The 21,986-nt window shown below is 55.6% G+C and carries 20 protein-coding genes and 2 tRNA genes; 17 read left to right on the forward strand and 5 right to left on the reverse strand.

The genetic code is table 11. The features are described 5' to 3' along the window. The first annotated feature begins 154 nt into the window (after window positions 1–154). From mraZ to ftsZ, 17 genes are all read left to right on the forward strand, one after another. A complete protein-coding gene (gene mraZ / locus QTO31_RS17725) occupies window positions 155–586 on the forward strand; it encodes a division/cell wall cluster transcriptional repressor MraZ (protein WP_031459829.1) in 432 nt (143 codons plus the stop codon). Beyond that, entirely contained in the window at window positions 586–1,494 is a 909-nt protein-coding gene (gene rsmH / locus QTO31_RS17730; protein WP_031459830.1) for a 16S rRNA (cytosine(1402)-N(4))-methyltransferase RsmH, read from the forward strand. Before mraZ ends, rsmH begins: the two co-directional genes overlap by 1 nt. 25 nt (window positions 1,495–1,519) lie before the next feature. Beyond that, window positions 1,520–1,888, forward strand: a complete 369-nt coding sequence (locus QTO31_RS17735; protein WP_031459831.1) for a hypothetical protein — start codon at window positions 1,520–1,522, stop codon at window positions 1,886–1,888. Window positions 1,889–1,894: 6 nt separating this feature from the next. After that, the gene (locus tag QTO31_RS17740) at window positions 1,895–3,709 is read left to right on the forward strand and encodes a peptidoglycan D,D-transpeptidase FtsI family protein (RefSeq protein ID WP_031459832.1); all 1,815 of its coding nucleotides are present in this window, start codon (window positions 1,895–1,897) and stop codon (window positions 3,707–3,709) included. 142 nt (window positions 3,710–3,851) lie between these two features. After that, window positions 3,852–5,324: a UDP-N-acetylmuramoyl-tripeptide--D-alanyl-D-alanine ligase gene (locus tag QTO31_RS17745; protein WP_031459833.1), complete on the forward strand. Its 1,473-nt coding sequence runs from the start codon at window positions 3,852–3,854 to the stop codon at window positions 5,322–5,324. 31 nt (window positions 5,325–5,355) lie between these two features. Further along, the gene (mraY, locus tag QTO31_RS17750; protein WP_031459834.1) at window positions 5,356–6,459 is read left to right on the forward strand and encodes a phospho-N-acetylmuramoyl-pentapeptide-transferase; all 1,104 of its coding nucleotides are present in this window, start codon (window positions 5,356–5,358) and stop codon (window positions 6,457–6,459) included. Beyond that, complete coding sequence (gene murD, locus QTO31_RS17755) at window positions 6,459–7,874, forward strand: UDP-N-acetylmuramoyl-L-alanine--D-glutamate ligase (protein WP_301430432.1); 1,416 nt, start codon at window positions 6,459–6,461, stop codon at window positions 7,872–7,874. The genes mraY and murD overlap by 1 nt, the downstream gene beginning before the upstream one ends. Beyond that, complete coding sequence (locus tag QTO31_RS17760; protein ID WP_031459836.1) at window positions 7,858–8,673, forward strand: rhomboid family intramembrane serine protease; 816 nt, start codon at window positions 7,858–7,860, stop codon at window positions 8,671–8,673. Before murD ends, QTO31_RS17760 begins: the two co-directional genes overlap by 17 nt. Window positions 8,674–8,720: 47 nt before the next feature. Then, a complete protein-coding gene (gene ftsW, locus QTO31_RS17765; protein WP_031459837.1) occupies window positions 8,721–9,995 on the forward strand; it encodes a putative lipid II flippase FtsW in 1,275 nt (424 codons plus the stop codon). Next, complete coding sequence (locus tag QTO31_RS17770) at window positions 9,970–11,058, forward strand: UDP-N-acetylglucosamine--N-acetylmuramyl-(pentapeptide) pyrophosphoryl-undecaprenol N-acetylglucosamine transferase (RefSeq protein ID WP_301430716.1); 1,089 nt, start codon at window positions 9,970–9,972, stop codon at window positions 11,056–11,058. The genes ftsW and QTO31_RS17770 overlap by 26 nt, the downstream gene beginning before the upstream one ends. Beyond that, on the forward strand, window positions 11,055–11,699 hold the full coding sequence (locus QTO31_RS17775) for a hypothetical protein (RefSeq protein WP_301430434.1): 645 nt from the start codon (window positions 11,055–11,057) through the stop codon (window positions 11,697–11,699). Before QTO31_RS17770 ends, QTO31_RS17775 begins: the two co-directional genes overlap by 4 nt. Beyond that, window positions 11,696–13,120 carry a UDP-N-acetylmuramate--L-alanine ligase gene (gene murC / locus QTO31_RS17780; RefSeq protein WP_301430435.1) on the forward strand — a complete coding sequence of 475 codons (1,425 nt, stop codon included), beginning with the start codon at window positions 11,696–11,698 and terminating at the stop codon, window positions 13,118–13,120. Before QTO31_RS17775 ends, murC begins: the two co-directional genes overlap by 4 nt. A gap of 1 nt (window position 13,121) precedes the next feature. Then, on the forward strand, window positions 13,122–14,015 hold the full coding sequence (murB, locus tag QTO31_RS17785) for a UDP-N-acetylmuramate dehydrogenase (protein ID WP_031459841.1): 894 nt from the start codon (window positions 13,122–13,124) through the stop codon (window positions 14,013–14,015). Window positions 14,016–14,143: 128 nt separating this feature from the next. Then, window positions 14,144–15,223, forward strand: coding sequence for a D-alanine--D-alanine ligase family protein (locus QTO31_RS17790; RefSeq protein WP_031459842.1), 1,080 nt, complete (start codon window positions 14,144–14,146; stop codon window positions 15,221–15,223). Window positions 15,224–15,245: 22 nt separating this feature from the next. Beyond that, window positions 15,246–16,064, forward strand: coding sequence for a cell division protein FtsQ/DivIB (locus QTO31_RS17795; protein ID WP_301430437.1), 819 nt, complete (start codon window positions 15,246–15,248; stop codon window positions 16,062–16,064). Between the two features lie 34 nt (window positions 16,065–16,098). Next, complete coding sequence (ftsA, locus tag QTO31_RS17800) at window positions 16,099–17,346, forward strand: cell division protein FtsA (protein ID WP_301430439.1); 1,248 nt, start codon at window positions 16,099–16,101, stop codon at window positions 17,344–17,346. A 25-nt stretch (window positions 17,347–17,371) separates the two neighbouring features. Further along, the gene (ftsZ, locus tag QTO31_RS17805; protein ID WP_301430444.1) at window positions 17,372–18,562 is read left to right on the forward strand and encodes a cell division protein FtsZ; all 1,191 of its coding nucleotides are present in this window, start codon (window positions 17,372–17,374) and stop codon (window positions 18,560–18,562) included. Between the two features lie 150 nt (window positions 18,563–18,712). On the opposite strand, the gene cysS is transcribed toward ftsZ, so the two are convergent. The 5 genes from cysS to QTO31_RS17830 form a co-directional block, all read right to left on the reverse strand. Further along, window positions 18,713–19,909: a cysteine--tRNA ligase gene (gene cysS, locus QTO31_RS17810; protein ID WP_301430446.1), complete on the reverse strand. Its 1,197-nt coding sequence runs from the start codon at window positions 19,907–19,909 to the stop codon at window positions 18,713–18,715. Window positions 19,910–20,321: 412 nt separating this feature from the next. Next, window positions 20,322–20,459 (reverse strand): hypothetical protein, encoded by a 138-nt coding sequence (locus QTO31_RS17815; RefSeq protein ID WP_301430448.1) that lies wholly within the window; start codon window positions 20,457–20,459, stop codon window positions 20,322–20,324. Window positions 20,460–20,863: 404 nt separating this feature from the next. Beyond that, window positions 20,864–21,310 (reverse strand): SH3 domain-containing protein, encoded by a 447-nt coding sequence (locus QTO31_RS17820; RefSeq protein WP_031459847.1) that lies wholly within the window; start codon window positions 21,308–21,310, stop codon window positions 20,864–20,866. Between the two features lie 437 nt (window positions 21,311–21,747). Further along, window positions 21,748–21,824 (reverse strand) — tRNA-Pro (locus QTO31_RS17825). A gap of 11 nt (window positions 21,825–21,835) precedes the next feature. Then, a tRNA-Leu gene (locus QTO31_RS17830) sits at window positions 21,836–21,923 on the reverse strand. Between the last annotated feature and the right edge of the window lie 63 nt (window positions 21,924–21,986).

Raw genomic sequence — 21,986 nt, forward strand, 5'->3', positions numbered from 1 at the left:
TCTGATCCTGCGCGGAAAGACATCAATTTGTTATGTTTGTAGATACTTTTCTGGCTTGAAACAGTGGGTGGGGTAAGCTATAATGTGGCGAGAGGTGGGGCAAAGTGGGGAAAAGTGGAGAATACTCCCTCTCAAACCGTGAAGGATCACAGCGGTGTTTTTAGGGTCATACGAGCATGCTATCGATGAGAAGGGACGACTGGCAATTCCGGCTCGCTTTCGTGCCGATCTTGCTGGTGGGATGGTCTTGACCCGCGGCTTCGACCGCTGCTTGCTGATTTTTCCGTTGCCCTACTGGAGTGACCTTACCCGCCGGGTAAGTGCGCTATCGCTGGTTGACGAAGATGCTCGTATGCTGCGTCGGCTGCTCTTTGCCAGTGCTTCAGAACAAGAGATGGATCGTCAGGGGCGAATTTTGTTACCGCAGAACCTGCGTGAAGCCGGTGGATTGACCGATCAGGCATTGTTGGTTGGACTTGATGCGTTTATCGAGGTGTGGGCACCCGATCGCTGGCGTGAAGTGCAGCAGCGCCTTGAGACACAAGGGCCACACTTTGATGAACAGATGCGAAAGTTAGGGATTTGATGGTGGTGACCTTCCAGCACACACCGGTCCTCATGGCTGAGGTTGTAAACGCACTGGCTCCCCGTCCTGGCGGTTGCTATCTTGATGCAACGGTTGGTGGTGGTGGGCACGCACTGGCCGTCTTGCAGGCGGCACAGCCCGGTGGCAAATTACTGGGGATCGACGCTGATCCGGCTGCGCTGGCGGCAACCGCCGAGCGCTTAACGACCGCCGGATTACACGAGCAGGCGGTGCTGTGTCACGGCTCTTTTGCTGATCTGGTCACTATTGCAACGACTGCCGGATTTACTGCCTTCGATGGCATTCTGTTTGATCTGGGGGTATCATCGTACCAGCTCGATACACCAGAACGAGGCTTTTCGTTTGCGGCTGATGGACCACTCGATATGCGCCTTGATCCGACGCACGGGCCAACGGCTGCCGATCTGGTCAATCGGTTAAGCGAGCGTGAGCTGGCCGACATTATTTTTCAGTACGGTGAAGAGCACGCCGCACGGCGCATTGCACGGGCGATTGTCGAACAGCGCCGAACGCAACCGTTCCGGCGTACCGCTGAGCTGGCCGAGGTTGTCGTGCGTGCGGTTGGCGGGCGTCACGGTCGGATTCATCCGGCCACCCGCACTTTCCAGGCCCTGCGGATTGCGGTGAATCAGGAGCTGGATCGGCTGAAGCTGGCACTTCCGCAGGCGGTAGCGTTGCTTGCCCCCGGCGGTCGGCTGGCAGTGATCAGTTTTCATTCACTGGAAGATCGCATTGTGAAGCAGTTTTTACGTGCAGAGGCAACCGGTGCCACACCACGGTTGACGATCCTGACGAAGAAGCCGGTGGTGCCTTCTGCAACAGAGGTTGTGCGTAACCCGCGAGCGCGCAGCGCGAAACTGCGGGTTGCCGCCCGTATCGCAGCATAGGGGTATTGCCAGGGGAGACGACGGTATGGCAGTGAGAATTGAACAGATTCCGGCAATTGTTGGTCGGGTGCGGTGGCGACAGATCGATTTCTCGCGCTACCTGCGCCTCGATGGCGCACGCTATGTCCTCCTATTGACGCTGATTGTTTGTCTGCTCAGCCTGGTGACCCTGGTTCAGAGCGGTCTGGTGACCCGTATGAACTACGACCTGGTTGCGTTGCGCCAGCAACAGGTGCAGCTTAATCGTGAATATTCGCGTCTGCAAGAGCAGCTTGCCCGTGTGCAGTCGGTTGAATCACGAATGAAGCGGGCCACAGACATGGGGTTCCGTCCGCCGACTCCTGAACAGATTCGCTATATCCGTATCCCGAATCTTCCTGAGCTTGATGAGTAATCGCCGATGGCCAGTACAACACGCCGGACAACCATTCCTGCCTCAGCCGAGACTACCGCAGCGGTTCCTCCGCTACGCGGGTTACCACGCTGGCGTTTGCAGGTGCTCTTGCTGAGCTGTGTCTTGATCACAACGATTATTGGGATTCGCTTGATTGATCTGCAAGTAGTGCGCAGCCAGGATTTGGCCCGTAAGGCCCGCCTTGAGATCGAGGCGCCAACGCTGCTGGCGCCACGTCGTGGTCAGATTACCGATGCTAGCGGCACGGTGCTGGCGATGGATGTTGAACGGCAAAGTCTGTTTGCTGTACCACCGCAGGTACCGGCTGAGCGCCAAGCCGAGATTGCGTTGTTGATCGCCAAACTGACCAATGCACCGGCAGAGCAGATTTTGTCGGCGTTGCGTTCCGATCGGCAGTGGGTGCGGTTGGCACGTTGGCTTGATCCTGACGTGGCAGCACAAGTTGCCGAGCTTAAGTTGCCCGGTCTCCGGCTGGTGTATGAGCCGATGCGCTTTTATCCGCAAGGGATTACTGCTGCACAGATAGTCGGCGCACTGAACTTGAACGGTGAGGGGATAAGTGGCATTGAGGCCTATTACGATACCGCTCTACGTGGTACCGAGGGACGGATCGAAGGTGAATTCGACCCGGCTCGTAATCCCATGGCAACCAGCCTCGCACGAGTACTTCCACCCCAAGATGGTGCGAATTTGCAACTCACTATCGATCCGTTTATTCAGCAGATCGCCGAACGTGAGTTGCAGCAGGCAGTGCAAGAGCAGCAAGCCGACGGTGGGACGATTATTGTTCTCGATCCGCGCACCGGCGCGATCCTGGCGATGACGAGTTGGCCGTTCTTCGACCCGAATCGCTGGCAAGAGTACCCGCCCGAGGTTTACGGACGTAATCCGGCAATTGGTACCGTGTACGAACCGGGGAGTACGTTCAAGATCATCACTGCTGCGGCTGCACTCAGCTCTGGGGTGGTAACGACAACAACAACGGTTGATGATCCGGGCTGGGTGGTGCGGTATGGTCAACCATTACGTAATTTCGATGCAGCACCCCACGGCTCGCTAAACCTGGCCGGGATGCTCTACTATTCGAGCAATGTGGCGGCACTGCAATTTAATGAGCTGGTCGGACCAGAGTCATACTATCGTACCCTGACCCGCTTCGGTTTTGGGCAACCAACGGGGGTTGATCTGGCCGGCGAAGAGAGTGGTATTGTCAATTTTTATGGCAGTCCTAGCTATAATCCGCTCACATTTTTGATTAACGCCTACGGTCAGGGGGTTTCGGTGACGCCCCTTCAGTTGGTGCAGGCCGCCGCAGCGATTGCTAATGATGGCGTCATGATGCAACCGTATGTCGTGCAGCAGATGTGTCGTGGCAAGGAGTGTGTGCGAACCGAACCGCAGGTGGTGGGAAAACCCATCGAGGCATCGATTGCCCATACTGTGCGTGAAATGATGGTTGACGCGGCCAATCATTATGCACCGGTGATCTGGGGTCCGCGTACCGGGAACTGGCGCGACCAGTGGCTGATCCCCGGCTACCGCGTGGGAGCCAAAACCGGCACTGCCTCAATCCCTTTACCCGGTGGCGGGTACGATCCATCGTACACAATCGGTTCTGTATTGGGGATTGCACCGGTCGATGAGCCACAGTTTGTCGTGCTGGTGAAGATTGATCGCCCCAAGAAGGATACGCTCGGTGTGCTGACCGCAATACCGGTGTATTACAACCTGGTCGATCAGTTGCTGCGTTACGCGCATATCCCACCGGATCGTAGTCTGGTCAGTCCGGGACAGCCATAGGAGGGGAAGGGTGTGTTGATCAACGTACTCTCAGCTTTTTATCAGATAACCATCCCAGATGATAACAAGGCCGTTCTGGATGGTAATGCTATAATGGCCCTTACAAGCTGTCCGGTGCAGACGATGGCTTGGGGAGGGCAAATTGATCAGACTCGATCATTTATTGTACGGCGTTCAACCACGCACAACACGACAGGCAGTATCGCTGCCGACCGCATGGGCCGAACGCATGATTGGGCCGGTTGTAACCGATTCACGGGCAGTCGTGCCGGGTTCGCTCTTTGTCGCATTGACCGGCGAACGTACCGATGGACATCGTTTTTTGCCCGATGTGGTGGCAGGTGGTGCAGCCGCAGCACTGGTTTCGCCCTCAAAGCTGGCAGTACTGGCCCCCGATCTGAACGCTGTGGCTCGGCCATGGCATCTGATCGAGCCGACTCAGACTGTCTCTCTGGCGACAGTGCCGCCCGAAGCCTGCCTCCTCATCGCTGTAGACGATCCACTCTTTGCATTGCAGCGAGTGGCCGTCTACCATCGACAGATGTTCACGCCGACGGTGATCGGGATCACCGGAAGTGTGGGCAAGACCTCAACCAAAGAGGTCGTCGCGGCTGTTGTTAGCCAGCGCTTCCGCACCTTAAAAAGTCAACGCAGTTTCAATAGTGAGGTGACGTTACCGGCAACCTTGCTCGAGCTGACTGCCGACCATCAAGTGGCAGTGCTCGAGATGGGAATGTGGGCGGCGGGTGAGATTCGCTTTCTGGCGACTCTCGCCCGTCCCCAGATTGGGATTGTGACCAATGTCGGACCTTCACACCTGGAACGACTGGGTAGTATCGAGGCCATTGCCAATGCAAAAGCAGAATTACCCGAGTCGCTACCTGCCGATGGTTGGTGTATCCTTAACGCTGATGATCCACGTGTGGTGGCGATGGCGAATCGTACCGCCGCCAGGGTGCTGACATACGGCTACGCCGATCAAGCCGATGTGCGTTTGCTAAAGGTAGAAAGCTATGGCTTGCACGGGATCGAGCTGACGGTCGAATACCACGGGCAACAACATCGGCTGCGGACACCGCTGATTGGGCGGCATCACGCCTACACGGCGCTGGCGGCCATCGCCGCTGCGCTGGTGCTCGGTATGGATTGGGATGCGATTGCAGCCGGATTGCGCGAACCTGGCGAACAGTTGCGTTTGCGTGTGGTTCGTGGTCGAAATGGGGTGACAATTATCGATGATACCTACAACGCTGCACCTCTCTCGACCATTGCCGCTCTTCAGGTGTTGGCCGAAACCGAGGGACGGCGCATTGCAGTCCTCGGTGAAATGCTTGAACTTGGGGCAGCCAGTGAGGAAGGTCATCGGCAGGTCGGCGCTGCTGCTGCAACAACTGCCGATCTGCTCATTGCTGTCGGTCGCCAGGCGCACATAGTGGCCGATGCCGCACGTCGGGCTGGAATGTCTGCCGCGCAGGTGAAGACATGTCCTGATAATGAAGCAGCTATCGAGCTGCTGAATCAGATCATTCAAGCCGGTGATTGTCTCCTGATTAAGGGGTCGCGCGGCGTGCAAATGGAGACTATCGTCGTTGCGTTGACGCGCACTGAATCGTAGCTCGAATCATCAAAACGACAGGAGAAGTTGTGTGAGCGTCCTTCGTGCAGTACTGGTTCAAGATATGGCACGTGCGCTGTTGCTGGCTGCCGCAGCGTTTGTTCTAACCTTAATCATCGGTGGATGGTGGGTACGCTTTGCGCGCAAGCATAACCTGGGAAAGCGCATTCGTCCTGACGGTCCGCAAAGCCACTTGGTGAAAGTAGGCACACCAACGATGGGTGGAATTATGATTGTGAGTACCGTGTTGATATTAACGGTACTTTTCAATCTCGTTGATCGCTGGTCAATGCTGCTTCCCCTGGGTGTGATGGTCAGTTTCGCCGTCCTGGGTGCTATCGATGACTGGCTTTCCTTGACCGGTTCCCGTTCAAAAACCCACGGTTTTACGGTACGATTTAAGTTCTGGATCATGATGGCGGTGGCGTTTGTAGCTAGCCTGGCACTCTATCTACCACAACCCTACGGTCTCGAACACGAGGGGTTGGTCCAGATACCGTTTGTGGGTGAAGTGAATATCGGTCTCTGGTTTATTCCGATAGCAGTGTTGATCATTGTCTTCATCTCGAACGCCGTTAATATTACCGATGGTCTCGATAGCCTGGCCGGCTGGAATCTGACACTTTCGTTCGGTGCGTATGGGGTCATTACCTTTCTGGCCGAGCCACGTCTAACCAATTTGATGGCGTTTTGCTTTACCGTGGTGGGAGCGTGTGCAGCCTTTCTCTGGTACAACGCTTATCCGGCCCAGGTTTTTATGGGTGATCTCGGCGCCCTGTCTTTAGGGGCAACGCTGGCGGTGGTGGCGTTGCAGTCGCAGCAATGGCTGCTCTTACCGGTGATCGGGATTGTGTTTGTGATCGAAGCCCTCTCGACAATGATCCAGACTGCCTATTTCAAATGGACGAAGTGGCGCTACGGTGAGGGCCGCCGGATCTTTAAGATGGCTCCCTTGCATCACCATTTTGAGTTGCTCGGCTGGAGTCAGCCGCAAGTGACCCAGCGTTTTGTGTTGATTGGTACAGTGGCCGCAATGGTTGGTATTTCACTGGCATTGATTTTTGGGTCACCGCAGACGGGAGTCCAGGTTGACGTGCCTGCAATCACGGTTATTGAGGGTGATGGGGGGCGCTGATGGAGAGGTTGGCCGGGAAGCGGGTTGTTGTTATGGGTCTGGGTGTTCATGGTGGTGGCCTGGGAGTGGCCCGCTGGTTGTTGCGCCAGGGTGCTGAGATCATTGTCACTGACCATGCCTCACCAGAGGTACTGGCCGAGCCGATAGCTCGTCTCAATGCGTTTGCCACCGAGCTAGGGGTATCCGTTCGCTATACACTGGGTGAACATCGCGCCGAAGATATTCGCGCTGCTGAGATGTTGGTGGTGAACCCGGCAGTGCGCCCCGATTCACCCTGGCTGGCACTGGCTCGTTCGTATGGGGTAAAGATTGAAACCGAGATGACCCTCTTCTTCCGCGCCTGTCCTGCACCAATTCTGGGTGTGACCGGTACAAAGGGTAAGACAACGACCACGCTGTTGCTGGCTGCTATGATCCGGCAACGTTACCCCAATACCGTTGTAGCCGGTAATCTCCGTGTCTCGGCACTGGAAGCGATCACGCAGATTACGCCGCAAACGCCGGTTGTGCTGGAATTGAGCAGTTTTCAATTAGAACGCCTGGGCGAAGCCAGCTTAAGTCCACAGTACGCTCTGCTGACCAATCTAGGAATTGATCATCTCAACTGGCACGGTTCGCTGGCAGCTTATGCCAATGCCAAACGTCAGATTATGGCACACCAGGGAGAAAATGGTGTCGCGGTCTTGCCACCAGAGCAGGCGCAAGCCTGGGGCCATGGCCGTCAGGAGGTGATCAGTTTCAGTCTCACCGACCCAACAGCCGATGCTACGGTTGACGCCGCTGGCTATGCGCGCTACCGTGATGTGATCCTCTTTCATCGATCTGATCTACGGCTGCCTGGTGTCCACAATCTCGCCAATGCCCTGGCAGCAGCGACACTGGCGTATCGGTTTGGGATCGAACCAGAAGCGATCGCGACAGCACTGCACGAAATAACGGCGGTTGAACACCGGCTGGAATTGGTTGCGACGATTGATGACGTGCGGTACATCAACGATACAACCGCAACGAATCCGACCGCAACTGCGGCAGCGTTAGCCACCGTGGATGGGCCAATTGTCTTGATTACCGGTGGTGCAGATAAAGAACTCGATCTGGCCGCGCTGGCTGATACCATTGCCAACGGTGCTGCGGCAGTCGTGTTACTCGATGGAAGTGCAACACCGACATTACAAGCGTTATTGCGCGCCCGAAAGCCAGATTTACCACTCGCCGGCCCTTTTACCGATCTATCCGCCGCGGTAGCCACGGCGCGGTTGTTTGCACAGCCCGGTGGCGCGGTTTTGCTCTCACCTGGATGTGCCAGTTTTGGCATGTTTCGGAATGAATTTCATCGCGGTGAAGCATTTCGTCAGATTGTGCGTCAATTGGCTGCCGTGCGTGCCGGAGAGCAAATGTATGACTCATCCTCCTAATGAACCCGACGAGATCGAAGAATTCTTACGTCGGGCTGAACGTGAATTCGGTCGGCGTCCTGATTTACCAGAGGAACCGTCATCGCCACCGCCACGACCGTTGCCACCGCGTCCATTCGTCACCCAGAGTCTGTTGTGGGCGATTGGGATCGTGTACGTCTTGAGCTGTGTACTGAGTGGGTCGCTCTTTCAACCAGGATTGCCAGTACTCATTATGTTGGGGGCAAAGGTTAACGAGCGGATTGCCAATGGTGAGATGTGGCGTCTGTTCACTGCTGTGTTTCTCCACGCCAATCTTATTCACATTTTCTTCAATGGCTACGCCCTTTCGGTGCTTGGTCCCGAGACGGAGCGCTTTTACGGTCATGCCCGCTTCCTGGCCCTATATCTGCTGAGTGGGTTAGGCGGAAGTATCGCTTCGTATGCCCTCTCACCGGCGCCCGCAGTTGGCGCAAGCGGCGCCATTTTTGGCCTGATCGGAGGTCTCGGTATCTTCTACTACCTCAATCGACAGGCATTGGGTGAGTTTGGTCAGAATCAGGTGCGTAATATCGCGGCGATTGCCTTTATTAACCTGCTTATCGGTTTTGCCGCTCAGGGTGTCATTGATAATTGGGGGCATTTGGGCGGTTTACTGAGTGGGTTGGTGGTTGGGCTTGCCCTCTCTCCCCGCCTGATCATCGATCTGCGCTTCTTCCAGCCAATCCTGATCCGGAGTTTCCCCGCCCAGGGCTGGCTATGGACGCTGGCAATTGCGTTGGTGATGATGGTGTTGGTGCGTCTGATCACACCGGCATAGGTGCAGAACCTGAGTATATGGGTGCTACACGGTGAAAGAAGGAATGTATGCTCAAGCGTGATGAGCCACGTTCCACGGGATCGCTCTTCGACCGCACAACTCATCCGCCTGACCGCGTGTTGTTAGTGACGGTCATCGGCTTGACCGCCTTTGGGCTGGTGATGGTCTATAGCGCCAGCTTTGTTGATGCAGCGGTCTTTCACGGCAATCCATTCTACTATGTATTGCGGCAAACGATGGGGTCGCTGATCGGTTTAGGAGCGCTGTGGTTAATGCAGCAGATCGATCACCGCATCTGGCAGCGCTACTCGATCCATTTAATGGCGATTGCAATCATTCTTCTTGTCAGTGTCCTCCTGCTGCCGGCCAGTATCACCGAAGTCAATGGTTCGCGCTCGTGGATACGCTTCGGAGAGGGGTGGCTGGGTATCTTCAGTATTCAACCGGCAGAGTTTGTGAAGTTGGCGATCATTATCTACTTCGCCCACTGGCTCTCGCAGCGAGGTCAGCGATTAGGCAACGTAGCCTACGGGTTGGCGCCATTCGCCGTGATCCTTGGATTCATTTGTGGCCTGATCATGTTACAACCCGATCTGGGGACAACGATCATCATCCTCCTCATCGGTGGGGCGATCTTCTTTGCGGCTGGAGCCAATCTGTGGCAGGTTGCCGGTGCTGCACTGCTGGCAACCGTCGCTTTCTTCGCTCTGATCGTGACGTTCCGCAGTGGACGCTGGCAGGCCTTTCTCGATCCGTGGTCGCGGGCAAGCGCTGAAGGGTATCAGATTATTCACTCACTCTACGCATTCGGGAGCGGTGGTCTCTTTGGACAGGGGATCGGGATGAGTCGCCAAAAGCACCTCTGGCTGCCACAGCCCCATACCGATACAATTTACGCAATTATCGGCGAAGAGTGGGGTCTGCTCGGCACGCTAGCCGTGCTGGTTGCGTTTCTGATCATCGCAGTGCGTGGATATCGCATCGCTGCGCGTGCACCTTCACCGTTTGCTGCGTTGGTAGCTGTTGGTATTACGTCGTGGCTCGTGTTTCAGGCCTTTGTCAACATTAGCGTAACAGTGGCACTTATTCCGTTTACCGGCTTGACCTTGCCATTTCTGTCATACGGTAACTCATCGTTAATAAGCTGTCTGATGGCCACCGGTTTATTGTTGAATATCTCTCGCCATGTCGATCAGTCATCAACCGATAATTCAAAAACCACCGCCAGCTTCCGTACCGGCCAGGCTCCGTCTCATTCTTTCGGGTGGCGGCACTGGCGGTCACGTCTATCCGGCGCTGGCCGTCGCTCACGTACTGGCTGAACAGGCGCAGGTTGTGTATGTGGGCAGCGTTGGCGGGATGGAAGAGCGGATTGTAGTGCGAGAAAGCCAACTTCCGTTTCGTGCGTTGCCAGCAGCCGCTGTGCGTGGTCGTGGGCCGCTAGGGGCTGTGCGTGCGCTCTTTACACTGGCTCGTGGCGTGATCGTGGCCGGACAATTGTTAGACCAAGAGCGACCAGCAGCAATCTTGGGAACCGGTGGTTATGTGTGTGTACCACTCTTTGTGGCGGCTAAGTTGCGGCGCATACCAACGATGATCTATTTGCCAGATGTCGTACCTGGATTAGCCGTGCGCCTGTTAAGTCGGATCGCCGATTTGACGGCGGTAAACGTCAGTGATGCGTTACCACGATTAGGGTTACACGAGGGTGATCGCCGGGCACTGGTAACCGGCTATCCGGTACGGTCTGAATTATTTACGGCCAACCGTGAGATGGCACGGGCTGCGTTTGGCATTCGCTCCGATCAGACCGTTCTGTTGGTCTATGGTGGTAGTCGAGGGGCACGCAGTATCAATCGGGCTATCGCTGCATTGTTGCCGACATTATTGCCCCTCTGTACTATCATTCATGTGTGTGGGCGGGAAGGCGATCAGGAATGGCTGGCGGAAACCGCAGCACGTCTTGAGCCGGCGTTACGTGAGCGTTATCTGCTCTTCCCCTACCTTGAAAGTGGGCAGACCCGTAGTATGACCGCCGCCCTGGCGGCTGCTGATGTGGCCGTGTGCCGCAGTGGCGCCTCAACGCTGGCTGAGCTACCGGCAGTCGGGCTACCAGCAGTGCTGGTACCGTACCCTTACGTGCATCAGGATGAAAATGCCGATTATCTGGTTCAACGGGGTGCAGCCCTGAAGGTAGCTGATGATGCGATGTTGGGTGATGGTGCACCGGAGGCCGGGCCGTTAGCGCAGGCAGTTCGACAATTGTTAATCGATCACGAGATGCGGAGGCAGATGGCAGTACGCAGCCGTGCGCTGGCTCGACCCGAAGCGGCGCAGACGCTAGCCGCGGCGCTGATGGAACTCGCCACAAGGAGTTCAACATGATGGAAGAGTGGATGGTCATTCCTTTAGCGCAGACGGTTATTACAGTTAATTTGAACGGTTTTGCTTTATTGCTCATTCTGATGGCATTGGGGGGCTATGTCGGCTACCAGCAGGGTCTGCGTAATCTCCTTACGCTTGCGCTCTGGACGATCATCGCCTACATCGTTTGTGTCCAGGGTGGTACATTTCTGGTAAGTGTTATCAATCGATTATGGATCAATGCACCTCGCTTTATCGCATTCTTGATTGGTAATGATCCGACACTGGTACCACCGCTTGATCCGCTTATCACACCGGAATTTCAGGTACCGCTCTTCTTTCGGATGATGGCATTTATCGCATTGATCCTCTTAGGAAGGTTTCTCGATAGTAAGGCTGCATGGAAGGGGCCGCCAAAAGAGCGTTTGGCTCGTCCGCTAGGGTTGTTTGTGGGAGCGTTTATTGTTCTGCTGTGGACCAACGCTGCGGTCGTGTTTTGGCGCGAATTTGTGAATAGCGGCGGTATCTTCGAAGGACCAATTGCGCTCTTTCTCAATACATTACCTGATGTCAGTATTATCTTACCATCGTTGATCGCCATTTTCTTTATGATTTTAGGGTTGCTTATTTTATTCAACTTTCCAAAGGTCTGGAAACCGTGAGTCACTATCACATCATTGGGATTGCCGGCGCTGGCATGAGCGCCATTGCGCATCTGTTAATGGATCAGGGCCATACGGTGAGCGGTTCGGACCTCACCGCCAATCGAGCTACCGCAGCACTCCAGGAACGCGGAGCACAGGTCTGGCAGGGTCACGATCCGGCGTATGTACGAGGGGCAGACTATGTGCTGGCAACGGCTGCTATTCGTGGCTCCCATCCTGAACTCGATGCTGCGGTAGCGCTGTCTATTCCGCTCCTGAGTCGGGCCGATCTGTGGCGGATGTGGTCAGCCCAACGACCGGTGATTGCGATTGCCGGAACCCACGGCAAGACGACAACCAGTGCGCTGACGGCATTGGCCCTGCGTGGCGCGGGGATCGAGTGTGGTTTTTTGGTCGGTGCCGAAGTTCCGGCGTTGGGTGGTAGTGCGCAATGGGGCGATCCAACAGCGCCACTGGTGATTGAGGCTGATGAGTACGATCGCGTTTTTCTGGCCCTGACACCGGCGATGGCGATTGTCACCAATGTTGAGTGGGATCATCCCGATATTTACCCAACTGCGGCTGAGTATATCGCTGCCTTTGCTGCCTTTGCCAGACAGGTACGCGACCCGCGCCGTCTTATTCTCTGCGCCGATGATCCTGGGACACTGGCCCTGGCCGAACACAGCGAAGCCTGTCTGTACGGGATCGATGAGCGCATCGCGACCGATCCGGTTTCCTGTCGGCTGGCCCCACTCGACTGGACGGCAAGTGGGGTGCGGGTGACGCCAGAGGGCCAACAGTTTGATCTCTGGTATTACGACCGTCGTACCTTCGGTCGGCGATTTGCCACAACGGTGCGCCTGGCGGTTCCCGGTGACCATAATGTACGCAATGCAACGGCAGCCCTGGCCGCAACAGCGTTGTGGGGAGCTGATCTCGTCGCAGCAGCAACAGCACTGGCCAGCTATCACGGCAGTAGTCGGCGTTTTGAGTGGCGGGGTGAGATTGCCGGAATAACGCTGATCGACGATTATGCCCATCATCCGACCGAAGTGCAGGCTACGCTCGCTGCCGCGCATCAGCGTTACCCTGACCGTCGCCTGATCGTTTATTTGCAACCCCATACCTTTAGTCGCACACGCAGTCTGTGGACACAATGGCCGGCGGCGTGTCAGGCAGCGGCGATGGTGTTGGTTGGTGATGTCTACCCAGCGCGCGAACAGGGTGATCCGGTTGCCCTGGCGATGGCGCTGGTTGAACATCTGGTTGCACACGGGGTAACAGCACGCTATGCCGGAAAACCGGCAGATGCGGCTCTGGTTCTGCATTCGCTGGCACAACCCGGCGACGTTATCTTGACGCTGGGGGCTGGGGATAGTGATCAGGTGTCGGCGTTGTTTATCGCACAACAACACGCCGCGCAACAGGAGGTGTAAGGTGCCCGCTCTGTTATCGATACCATTGCGCACCGCTGAGCCAATGGCGCGTCATACCTCGTGGCGAGTTGGTGGTTTGGCGCGTTATTATGCTGAACCGGCAACTCCCGCCGAGGCGATAGCGCTGGCAACCTGGGCCACCGATCAGCAGCTCCCGCTGATCTGGATCGGGCGCGGCACCAATCTGTTGGTGCGGGATGAAGGATTTGACGGTGTGATTGCCGTTTACCGTGGGCAGCGGTGGGAACTGCACGATCAGGGTGAGAGTGCCGAACTGTGGATCGAGGCAGGTGCGCCAATGGCCGGTACTGCCCGTCGGCTCGCAGCAATGGGATGGGCGGGCTTGGAATGGGCAGAGGGCCTTCCCGGAACAGTAGGCGGGGCAATTGTCGGTAATGCCGGATGCTACGGCGGCAATGTTGCTGGTCAGTTGATTGCAGCCGAGCTGTTGATGAATGGCTGCGAACGGGTAGAATGGTCGATTAACGATCTGGCGTATACCTATCGCGAGAGTATTCTGAAACAGATGCAGCATACGCCGCTGCCACCACTTGTGCTATCTGGCCGGTTTCGTCTGCGGCGGGCCGACCCAGCGGTGCTCACCGCACGTATGGCGGCCATCGCTGCGGAACGCAAACAGAAAACACCGGCGGGAAGTTCGTGTGGAAGTGTCTTCAAAAATCCACCAGGCGATTTTGCCGGGCGTCTGATTGAAGCGGTTGGTTTAAAGGGTACCCGTATTGGTGACGCCGAGATTAGTCCACTTCATGCAAACTATATCGTGAATCATGGTCAGGCCCGCGCAGCCGACATTCTGGCCCTTATCGACCTGGCCCGTGCAACTGTCGCCGAGCGATTTGGCATTACGCTTCAGCTTGAAGTGCGGATCATTTAAAAGATGGTGATGAAAAGCCAAAAAATGATCTTCATGAACGAAATCATTAGTAAAATTTTTTGAAACATCTCGTTTTTTCAGATAACGATCATCTTATTGATCGTTATTCAACACAGGGGAGGCGGCGAATGATCAAGCCGATCACGATAGCCGTCATATTCGGCGGACAGAGCGGCGAACATGAGGTGTCACTCGTATCGGCGCATGCGGTGATGAGCAATCTCGATCCACATCGCTATCGCATTGAAGCGATTGGTATTGGCAAAGATGGACGTTGGTGGCATGGGCCGGGAGCGTTGGCTAAGCTGATGGCCGAAGCCGATCCTGCCCGTTTGCCGGCCAGTGCAGCTCAGGTTGCAGCAGGGCCGGTTCGTGAGCTAGGACGAGTCGGAATGCCAGGTTGGGAATTGCCGGCGTGTGATGTTGTCTTTCCCGTCTTGCACGGGCCGTATGGCGAGGATGGTACCATCCAGGGCTTGTTAGAGCTGGCCGGTCGGCCTTATGTCGGCTGTAGGGTAGCCGCTAGTGCCGTAGGCATGGACAAAGGCTTGATGAAGGCTGCGTTTACCGCTGCCGGTTTACCGGTATTACCGTGGCTGCTGATCCGCCGCAGTGAACTTACCGATATAGCCACCCTCTGCGAACGGATAGAAACGGTGCTGCATTTCCCGATGTTCGTCAAACCGGCCAACCTGGGGAGTAGCGTAGGAGTGAGTAAAGTTCGTCATCGCGCCGAGTTAATTGCCGGTCTGCAAGAGGCTGCTCGTTATGATCGACGGATCATTGTCGAGCAAGGCATCTCTGCCCGCGAAATCGAGATTTCGGTGTTGGGCAACGAACAGATTGCGGCCAGTATTCCCGGCGAAATTATTCCTGCCGGTGAATGGTACGATTATCACTCCAAGTATATTGATGGCGGTTCGCAAACAATTGTTCCGGCTGATCTCAGTCAGGCCCAGATTGCCGAGGTGCAAGCATTAGCCATTCGTGCCTTTCAGGCAATTGACGGCGCTGGCCTAGCGCGGGTCGATTTTCTCCTCGACCGCGAGCAGGGAACCCTCTGGCTGAATGAGGTGAACACGATGCCGGGGTTTACGCCGATCAGTATGTACGCCAAAATGTGGGACGCCAGTGGCTTGCCGTATCCACAGTTGCTTGATCGACTGGTTGAGCTGGCCTTTGAATGGTCTGGAAGGGCTGACCGATAGCCCTAGATTGCAGGATGAGCACATGGAGTACAATCCGCCAGATACCCGTAAACGAATCGCTGCCCGCCGCCGACGCTTGAGTCAGCAGAGCACAGCCGCGGTTGTTCCCGGCTGGCGCTGGCGTCTGTACGATGGCTTGCGGAGTGGACGGATTGTGAGTGGCATTTTGTTTGTGATGAGTTGTATTCTGCTGTTCTATGTATTGTTTAGTGATCGGTTTCGCGTACAGACGGTTGAAGTGGTAGGGGCCGAATTGCTCAGCCCAGAGCGAATTGTTGCCGCAGTTCCGCTTAGAGGGTTGCCGATCTGGTTGATCGACGAGCAGCAAACGATTGCGCCATTGTTGCGGAGTCCATTCGTTGAACGCGCCGAACTGACGCTGAGTTTACCTGATCGCGCCCGTATCGTTATCGTCGAACGACAGCCGGCTATGTACTGGCGTAGCAACGGGATTGATTATCTGGTAGATCGGCAAGGATATGTTATTGAAGCGGCTACCACACCGCCACCCGCCGATGCACTAGTAATTGTTGATACATCAAACCTCCCCGTTGAACCGAATATGCGGCTCGATAGTGATGCCATCATGCTGGCTCGTGAATTGGCATGGATATTGCCTCATGACATCGGATTAGAGCCAGCCCAAATTGGTTGGGATTTTGGATTAGGGGTATTTGTGCGTACTGCGCAGGATCAGATGATTGTGTTTGGTCGTAGTGAACATCTGAAGCGCAAGTTGACAATTCTTGCCTATCTACTTACCGATGGTACAGCATTTACCTATCTTGATTTACGGCCAGTGAACCCATTTTATCAAAATCGCACCGATGGTCGTCCGTGAACCATAACCATCGGTGGCAGGCAGTGAGGATGATATGGCACGCACCATGGCACGCACCATTGTCGGAATAGATGTTGGCTCAAGTAAAATCTGTACGATTGTCGGCCAGGTTGGTGATGGCCGACGGCTAAACATTCTCGGTGTTGGGATGGTGCCCAGCCGTGGGATCGATAAAGGTGTGGTTGTCAATATCGATGATGCAGCGACAGCGATTGAGGCGAGTCTGGAAAAAGCCGAACGCGCCAGTGGTTGTCGCATCAACCAGGCCTTTGTCGGTGTGGCGGGCCGTCATATTTCGTCGCTTAACAGTCGGGGTGTGGCCGCTGTGCAGAATCCCGACGGGATTACCCGCCAGGACGTGGCACGGGCTATCGAAGCCGCGCAGTTGGTCGCCCTCCCAACACAACGCGAGATCATCCACGTTATTCCGCGCACGTATGTGATCGACGGCAACGATGGCATTCGCGACCCAATCGGGATGAGTGGTCTACGGCTTGAGGTGGAAACGCACATCATCACCGGCGAGGCGATGGCGATTCAAAATCTGATTCGCAGTGTTGAACGGGCTGGTGTGCAGATTGATGATCTGGTTTTACAGCCGCTTGCGGCAGCCGAGGCAGTCCTTAGCGACGACGATAAAGAGCGGGGGGTGATGCTCATTGATATTGGCGGAGCGACCACCGATCTCGCTATTTTTGCCCAGGGCGGGGTGTGGCATACCGGTGTGATTCCAGTTGGCGGTCAGCATTTTACCAACGACATCGTTTACGTTCTCCATACACCGCCGAATACTGCCGAATATCTGAAACTTCGTTATGGCAGTGCGATAGCCGGTCATCCACCCGCACCGGGTGATGAGAGCGATCTGATCGATGCCGAAACATTGACAGTCGGTGAAAAGCAGCAGATCAGTGCCCATTTGCTGAAACAAGTCTTGCAAGCACGGGCTGAGGAGTTAATCGAGCTGATCGTGGCCGAAGCCCGACGGAGTGGCTACGACGGGATGCTCCCCGCCGGGATCGTTTTAACCGGTGGTGGTGCTCAACTTCAGCGCTTCGATGAGCTACTGCGTGACGATTTAGGATTACCAGTACGGATCGGAATTCCGGGTGGCTTGGGGGGCTTAACCGATTCGCTCGACTCGCCAGCTTATGCAACTGCCGTTGGGCTTTTACGATGGGGAATACGCTACGGTGGGCGGCCACCTGAGACATCCTCATCTGATGATACGACTTCACTTTACGAGCGCTTCCGCCGCTGGTTGCGCGAATTACTACCATAATTCCCAATGTTAAGGAGGTTCGTCTATGGTTGATCGTAGCAGCAATAGCTTCTCGCTAGAAGACTTCGCTCAGATCAAGGTGATCGGTGTCGGCGGCGGCGGCAGCAATGCAGTAGACCGCATGATTGCCGCCGGTGTCCAGGGGGTTGAATTCATTACGGTTAATACAGATGTGCAGGCCCTGATGCACTCATTGGCCCCGGTGCGGATTCGGATCGGTGATAAGCTCACACGCGGTCTCGGCAGCGGCGGGAATCCGGTTATTGGTCAGAAAGCTGCCGAAGAGAACCAAGAAGACATTTACGAGCAGTTGAAGGGTGCGGATATGGTGTTTGTGGCTGCCGGTATGGGTGGGGGTACCGGTACCGGCGCTTCACCTATCATCGCCGGCATTGCCCATGACCTTGGTGCATTGACTGTTGGCGTTGTCACGCGCCCCTTCACCTTTGAGGGAAATCACCGTCGCAAGGTCGCTGAGGCGGGTATCGAACAGTTGCGTCCGGTGGTTGATACCCTGATCGTTATTCCTAACGACCGTCTGTTGCAAACGGCCAGCAAGAACACAACGTTCCAACAGGCATTTCAGATGGCCGATGATGTGTTGCGGCAGGGTATTCAGGGTATCTCAGACCTGATCACACAGCGCGGCTTGATTAACGTTGACTTTGCCGATGTTAAGACCATTATGGCCCAGCAAGGGTCAGCGTTGATGGCGGTTGGCTACGGTAAGGGTGATACTCGCGCAATCGATGCAGTGAATCAGGCAATTGCCAGTCCCTTGCTCGAAGTAAGTATTGATGGCGCGAAGGGGGTGCTCTTCAATATCACCGGTGGTGAAGATTTAGGGATTATGGAAGTCTACGAAGCGGCAGATATTGTCGCCAAGCAAGTTGATCCTGATGCCAATATTATTATCGGCGCGGTGATTGATCCAAACTTCCCTCCCGGTGAGATCAAGATCACGCTCATCGCCACCGGCTTTGATGTCAATCGCACCTCGAACGTTCAACGCACCCGGTCGTATCCGACAGCAGCAACAAGCACCGGTCAGGCCACCGGCCAGATCGGCGGTCAGGCCACACAACGGCCGCGCCAGCCGACACCAACAACACCAGCGCCGACACCGCCAGTGCAGCCGGTACGTCCGACGATTAGCAATGATGATCTCGATATTCCGCCCTTCTTGCGTGGGCGCGATCGGAATCGTCAGCGTTAACGTACCGGTCAGGCGAGTATCAGTGCGTTCTCCCTCACCTTCCCCTCACCCCCGTTCTCTCCCTCCAGAGGAGAGGATGGGGGAATACTATGCGCTACGCGGTGTTTCCGCTTTCAGACAGGGATGTACCTTGCTCGTGCAACCACACCCTCAACGCAACGTGAATCCTAGCATCAAAGCTAGGTCACGCACCATGGCTTGTGCAGCACTCACGTCGCGTCCCTCATGGGCAGCGTTGATAATCATACCGGCCATCGTATGCAATGTGGCCAGTACAGCCGGCGTATTCAGATCGTTGTTCATTTCGGCAATCATATCATCGCGGCCACGGCTCAGATCGAGTGGACTGAGGGTGCCACTCGGCAGACTCAAAGCATGACGGACATCGGCAGCGTATTGCTCGTAGCGTGCAAGGGCATCACGACGATAATCAAACTCTTCACGATAGTGTTCACTGAGTAAATACCAGCGAATGGCATCCGGGTGATGGATGCGCAGGACATCGCGGGCAAAGACCAGATTACCGAGTGATTTACTCATCTTCTCGCCATCGAGCCAGACCAGACCGACGTGCATCCAGAAGCGGGCAAACGGACGTTTGCCGGTAACCGATTCGCTCTGGGCAATTTCACACGAATGGTGAGGAAAGATAAGATCGGCGCCACCACCGTGAATATCAATCTGATCGCCGAGGTAGCGTTGCGACATTGCACTGCACTCAATATGCCAGCCCGGTCGGCCTAATCCCCATGGACTCTCCCACTTCGGTTCGTCGGGATTACCACGTTGCCAGAGCACAAAATCGAGCGGGTCACGCTTGTTGGGATCAGCAGGATTATTGCCGCGTTGATTGGCAATTGCCAAGAGTTCGTCGTACCCCATCCGCGCCATACGGCCAAAATCGGGATCGGTTTGAATACTGAAATAGACGTTACCATCAACTACGTAGGCATGACCGAGTTCGATCAGGCGCTCAATGATCGGAATCATGGCTCCTACTTCTTCGCTTACTCGCGGAAAGAAGGTTGGCGGCAAGATGTTCAGACCGGCACAGTCGGCGCGTAACTGTGCAATCTGGCGTTCGGCAAGTTCATCCCACCGCACACCGTCACGCCTGGCCCGCTCGAACAACGGATCATCAACATCGGTCACATTCTGACAGTAGCGTACCGTTGCTCCTTGCCACTGTAAATAGCGTACCAGTACATCAAAGACGATGAACGTCCGGGCGTGTCCCATATGGGTTGTATCATAGGGTGTCACCCCACAGACATAGAGGGTTACCGGGCGATCGGTCGGAATAGTAAAAGTTTCGCGTGTTCGTGATAATGTACTGAAAAGCTGCATAGGAGCTATCCTTTGCTGGTGCCATCAGGTGGCATGGTCAGATTTCATATACTATGGTATCACTGATCGCCGGAAGTTTTGCTATGTTGTCTTCAAAACACGAGTACGGGCACAGCGGCGCTGCGCCGCAACTGATCTTCTTCTGCGACAGGGTATTCCGGACAGGCTCTAAACAAGGCGCTATTTTCTTTTGACCGATTCCTGAGACGAGAGAAGCATGGCCTCACTTATTCGATCCAGTTACCTGAAACCAATTCTGGCTGTGCAAACTGTGCTGGTGCGCCGATCGTGTCCATCAACGCAACAGGAGGGGTGGGTTCAACCCCCGAAGTGCCCTTCGCCAGAATGAACAACAAACGTAGCCGGAGGCCCGTGATCTCAGTTGCTCCTCACCTCTGCGAGAGCTTACGGTTTACAAATCGGCCATTCGAGTAGTCCCGCGATCCCAGCGCGGCCAGGTTTGCTCACCTGCTAATGCACAGACGCAGCGCTGCTGCACCTCGACCGAATAGGTCGGATAGGCGCTCTGTGACCATCGGCTTGCATCCATCACCGAAGTGCATCCGTCACGAAGTGATGATGGATGATTCGGATTGGCGCTGAGCGACGAAAGATGATACTAGGCGAGGTATGCATCATGCGGGCCGGAGGCCCGCGCACCTAGGTGACAGAATCATCGTCTCACGGTCCAACGGATGAAACCCATCAATGGATGCACAGGCGTAGCGTTGCTGCACTCTGACCGATGTATGCCGATGTACAGGTGAAGATGATACCAGGCGCGGTACGCACCGTGCGGGCCGGAGGCCCGCGAACCCAGGTGACAGAATCATCGTCTCACGGTCCAACGGATGCAACCTATCAATGGATCTACAGGTGTTGCGTTGCTGCACCCTGGCCGATGGCAGTCACTGCGCCGCTCTTAAGTTGCGTTTTGCGTCAAATGATGACACCTTACGGTGCTACTACCGGTACGAGCACCGCTACCTCAGGAGTCACCTCAAGCACGGTTGCCGACATCCAACCACTCTGACCATCGCTGAGGCGCACCATGTACCAGTTGGCACGTTGCCCTTCCAGTACCACTTCCGTATTCGCCGGCAACACAGTAATGACCTGAAACGATGTTCCCGGCCCACGGCGGACATTCGCTTCTACCCGAACCCGACCGCGTAATGGGCTAACGGTTGGTATAGGGGTTGCTGATGGCCCCAACACGATGATCACCGGGCTGCGGACTGGTTCGGGAGTAATGGGTGTGACCGTAGGCAGACGAGGAATGGTGGGAAATGGAGTGGGTGTGGGCGGTAGAGCGGCAGCCAGATCGATACAACCCGCAAGCGCGAGCAAACATCCTAACCACAACCAGCAACTGACCAGAAAGAGTATTCGTGGCTTCATAGGCGTACTCACTATCAGCCTTTGTCGTACCTGTATCATAGCAGGTTCAACGTTGCCGTGCATGTGATCATTCGATTTGAATCAGGACAGTGATGCTCAGGTGGTATTCTGCTAAGAGCCTATCCGAATAATTGTCTCACCGTACAGCGGATGAAACCTGATAGATGTACGGGCGCAGCGGCGCTTCGCCCCAACCGAATCTTCTTCTGCGACAGGGTATTCCGGATAGGCACTAAGGGGTAATCATCATGGGCTGTGCGACAACCTGATTTCAGCTCATGTCAGCAAACGACCGCACGTAGATTGGGTGCCGACCCCGACCAGTGGGTATAAAACTGGATGAGGGATGTCATCAACTACCAGCCATAACCTGCACGTACACAGGTTCTGACGACAGTAAAGAGCGTCTATGCAATTGCATAGACGCTCTTTTGCATTGGTCGGGGCGAGTGGATTTGAACCACCGACCTCCGCGACCCGAACGCGGCGCTCTACCAGGCTGAGCCACGCCCCGCTATTGTTGAGTGGTGCCGAAGGTGGGACTTGAACCCACACGGGGGTTGATCCCCAACGGTTTTTGAGACCGTCGCGTCTGCCATTCCGCCACTTCGGCATGACAAGGCAGATTATAGCAGTCAATGGGTAGTTCGTCAAGGCGCATAGCGCTTGCGCAGGG

Source organism: Chloroflexus sp. MS-CIW-1, assembly GCF_030444705.1.
Taxonomy (GTDB): domain Bacteria; phylum Chloroflexota; class Chloroflexia; order Chloroflexales; family Chloroflexaceae; genus Chloroflexus.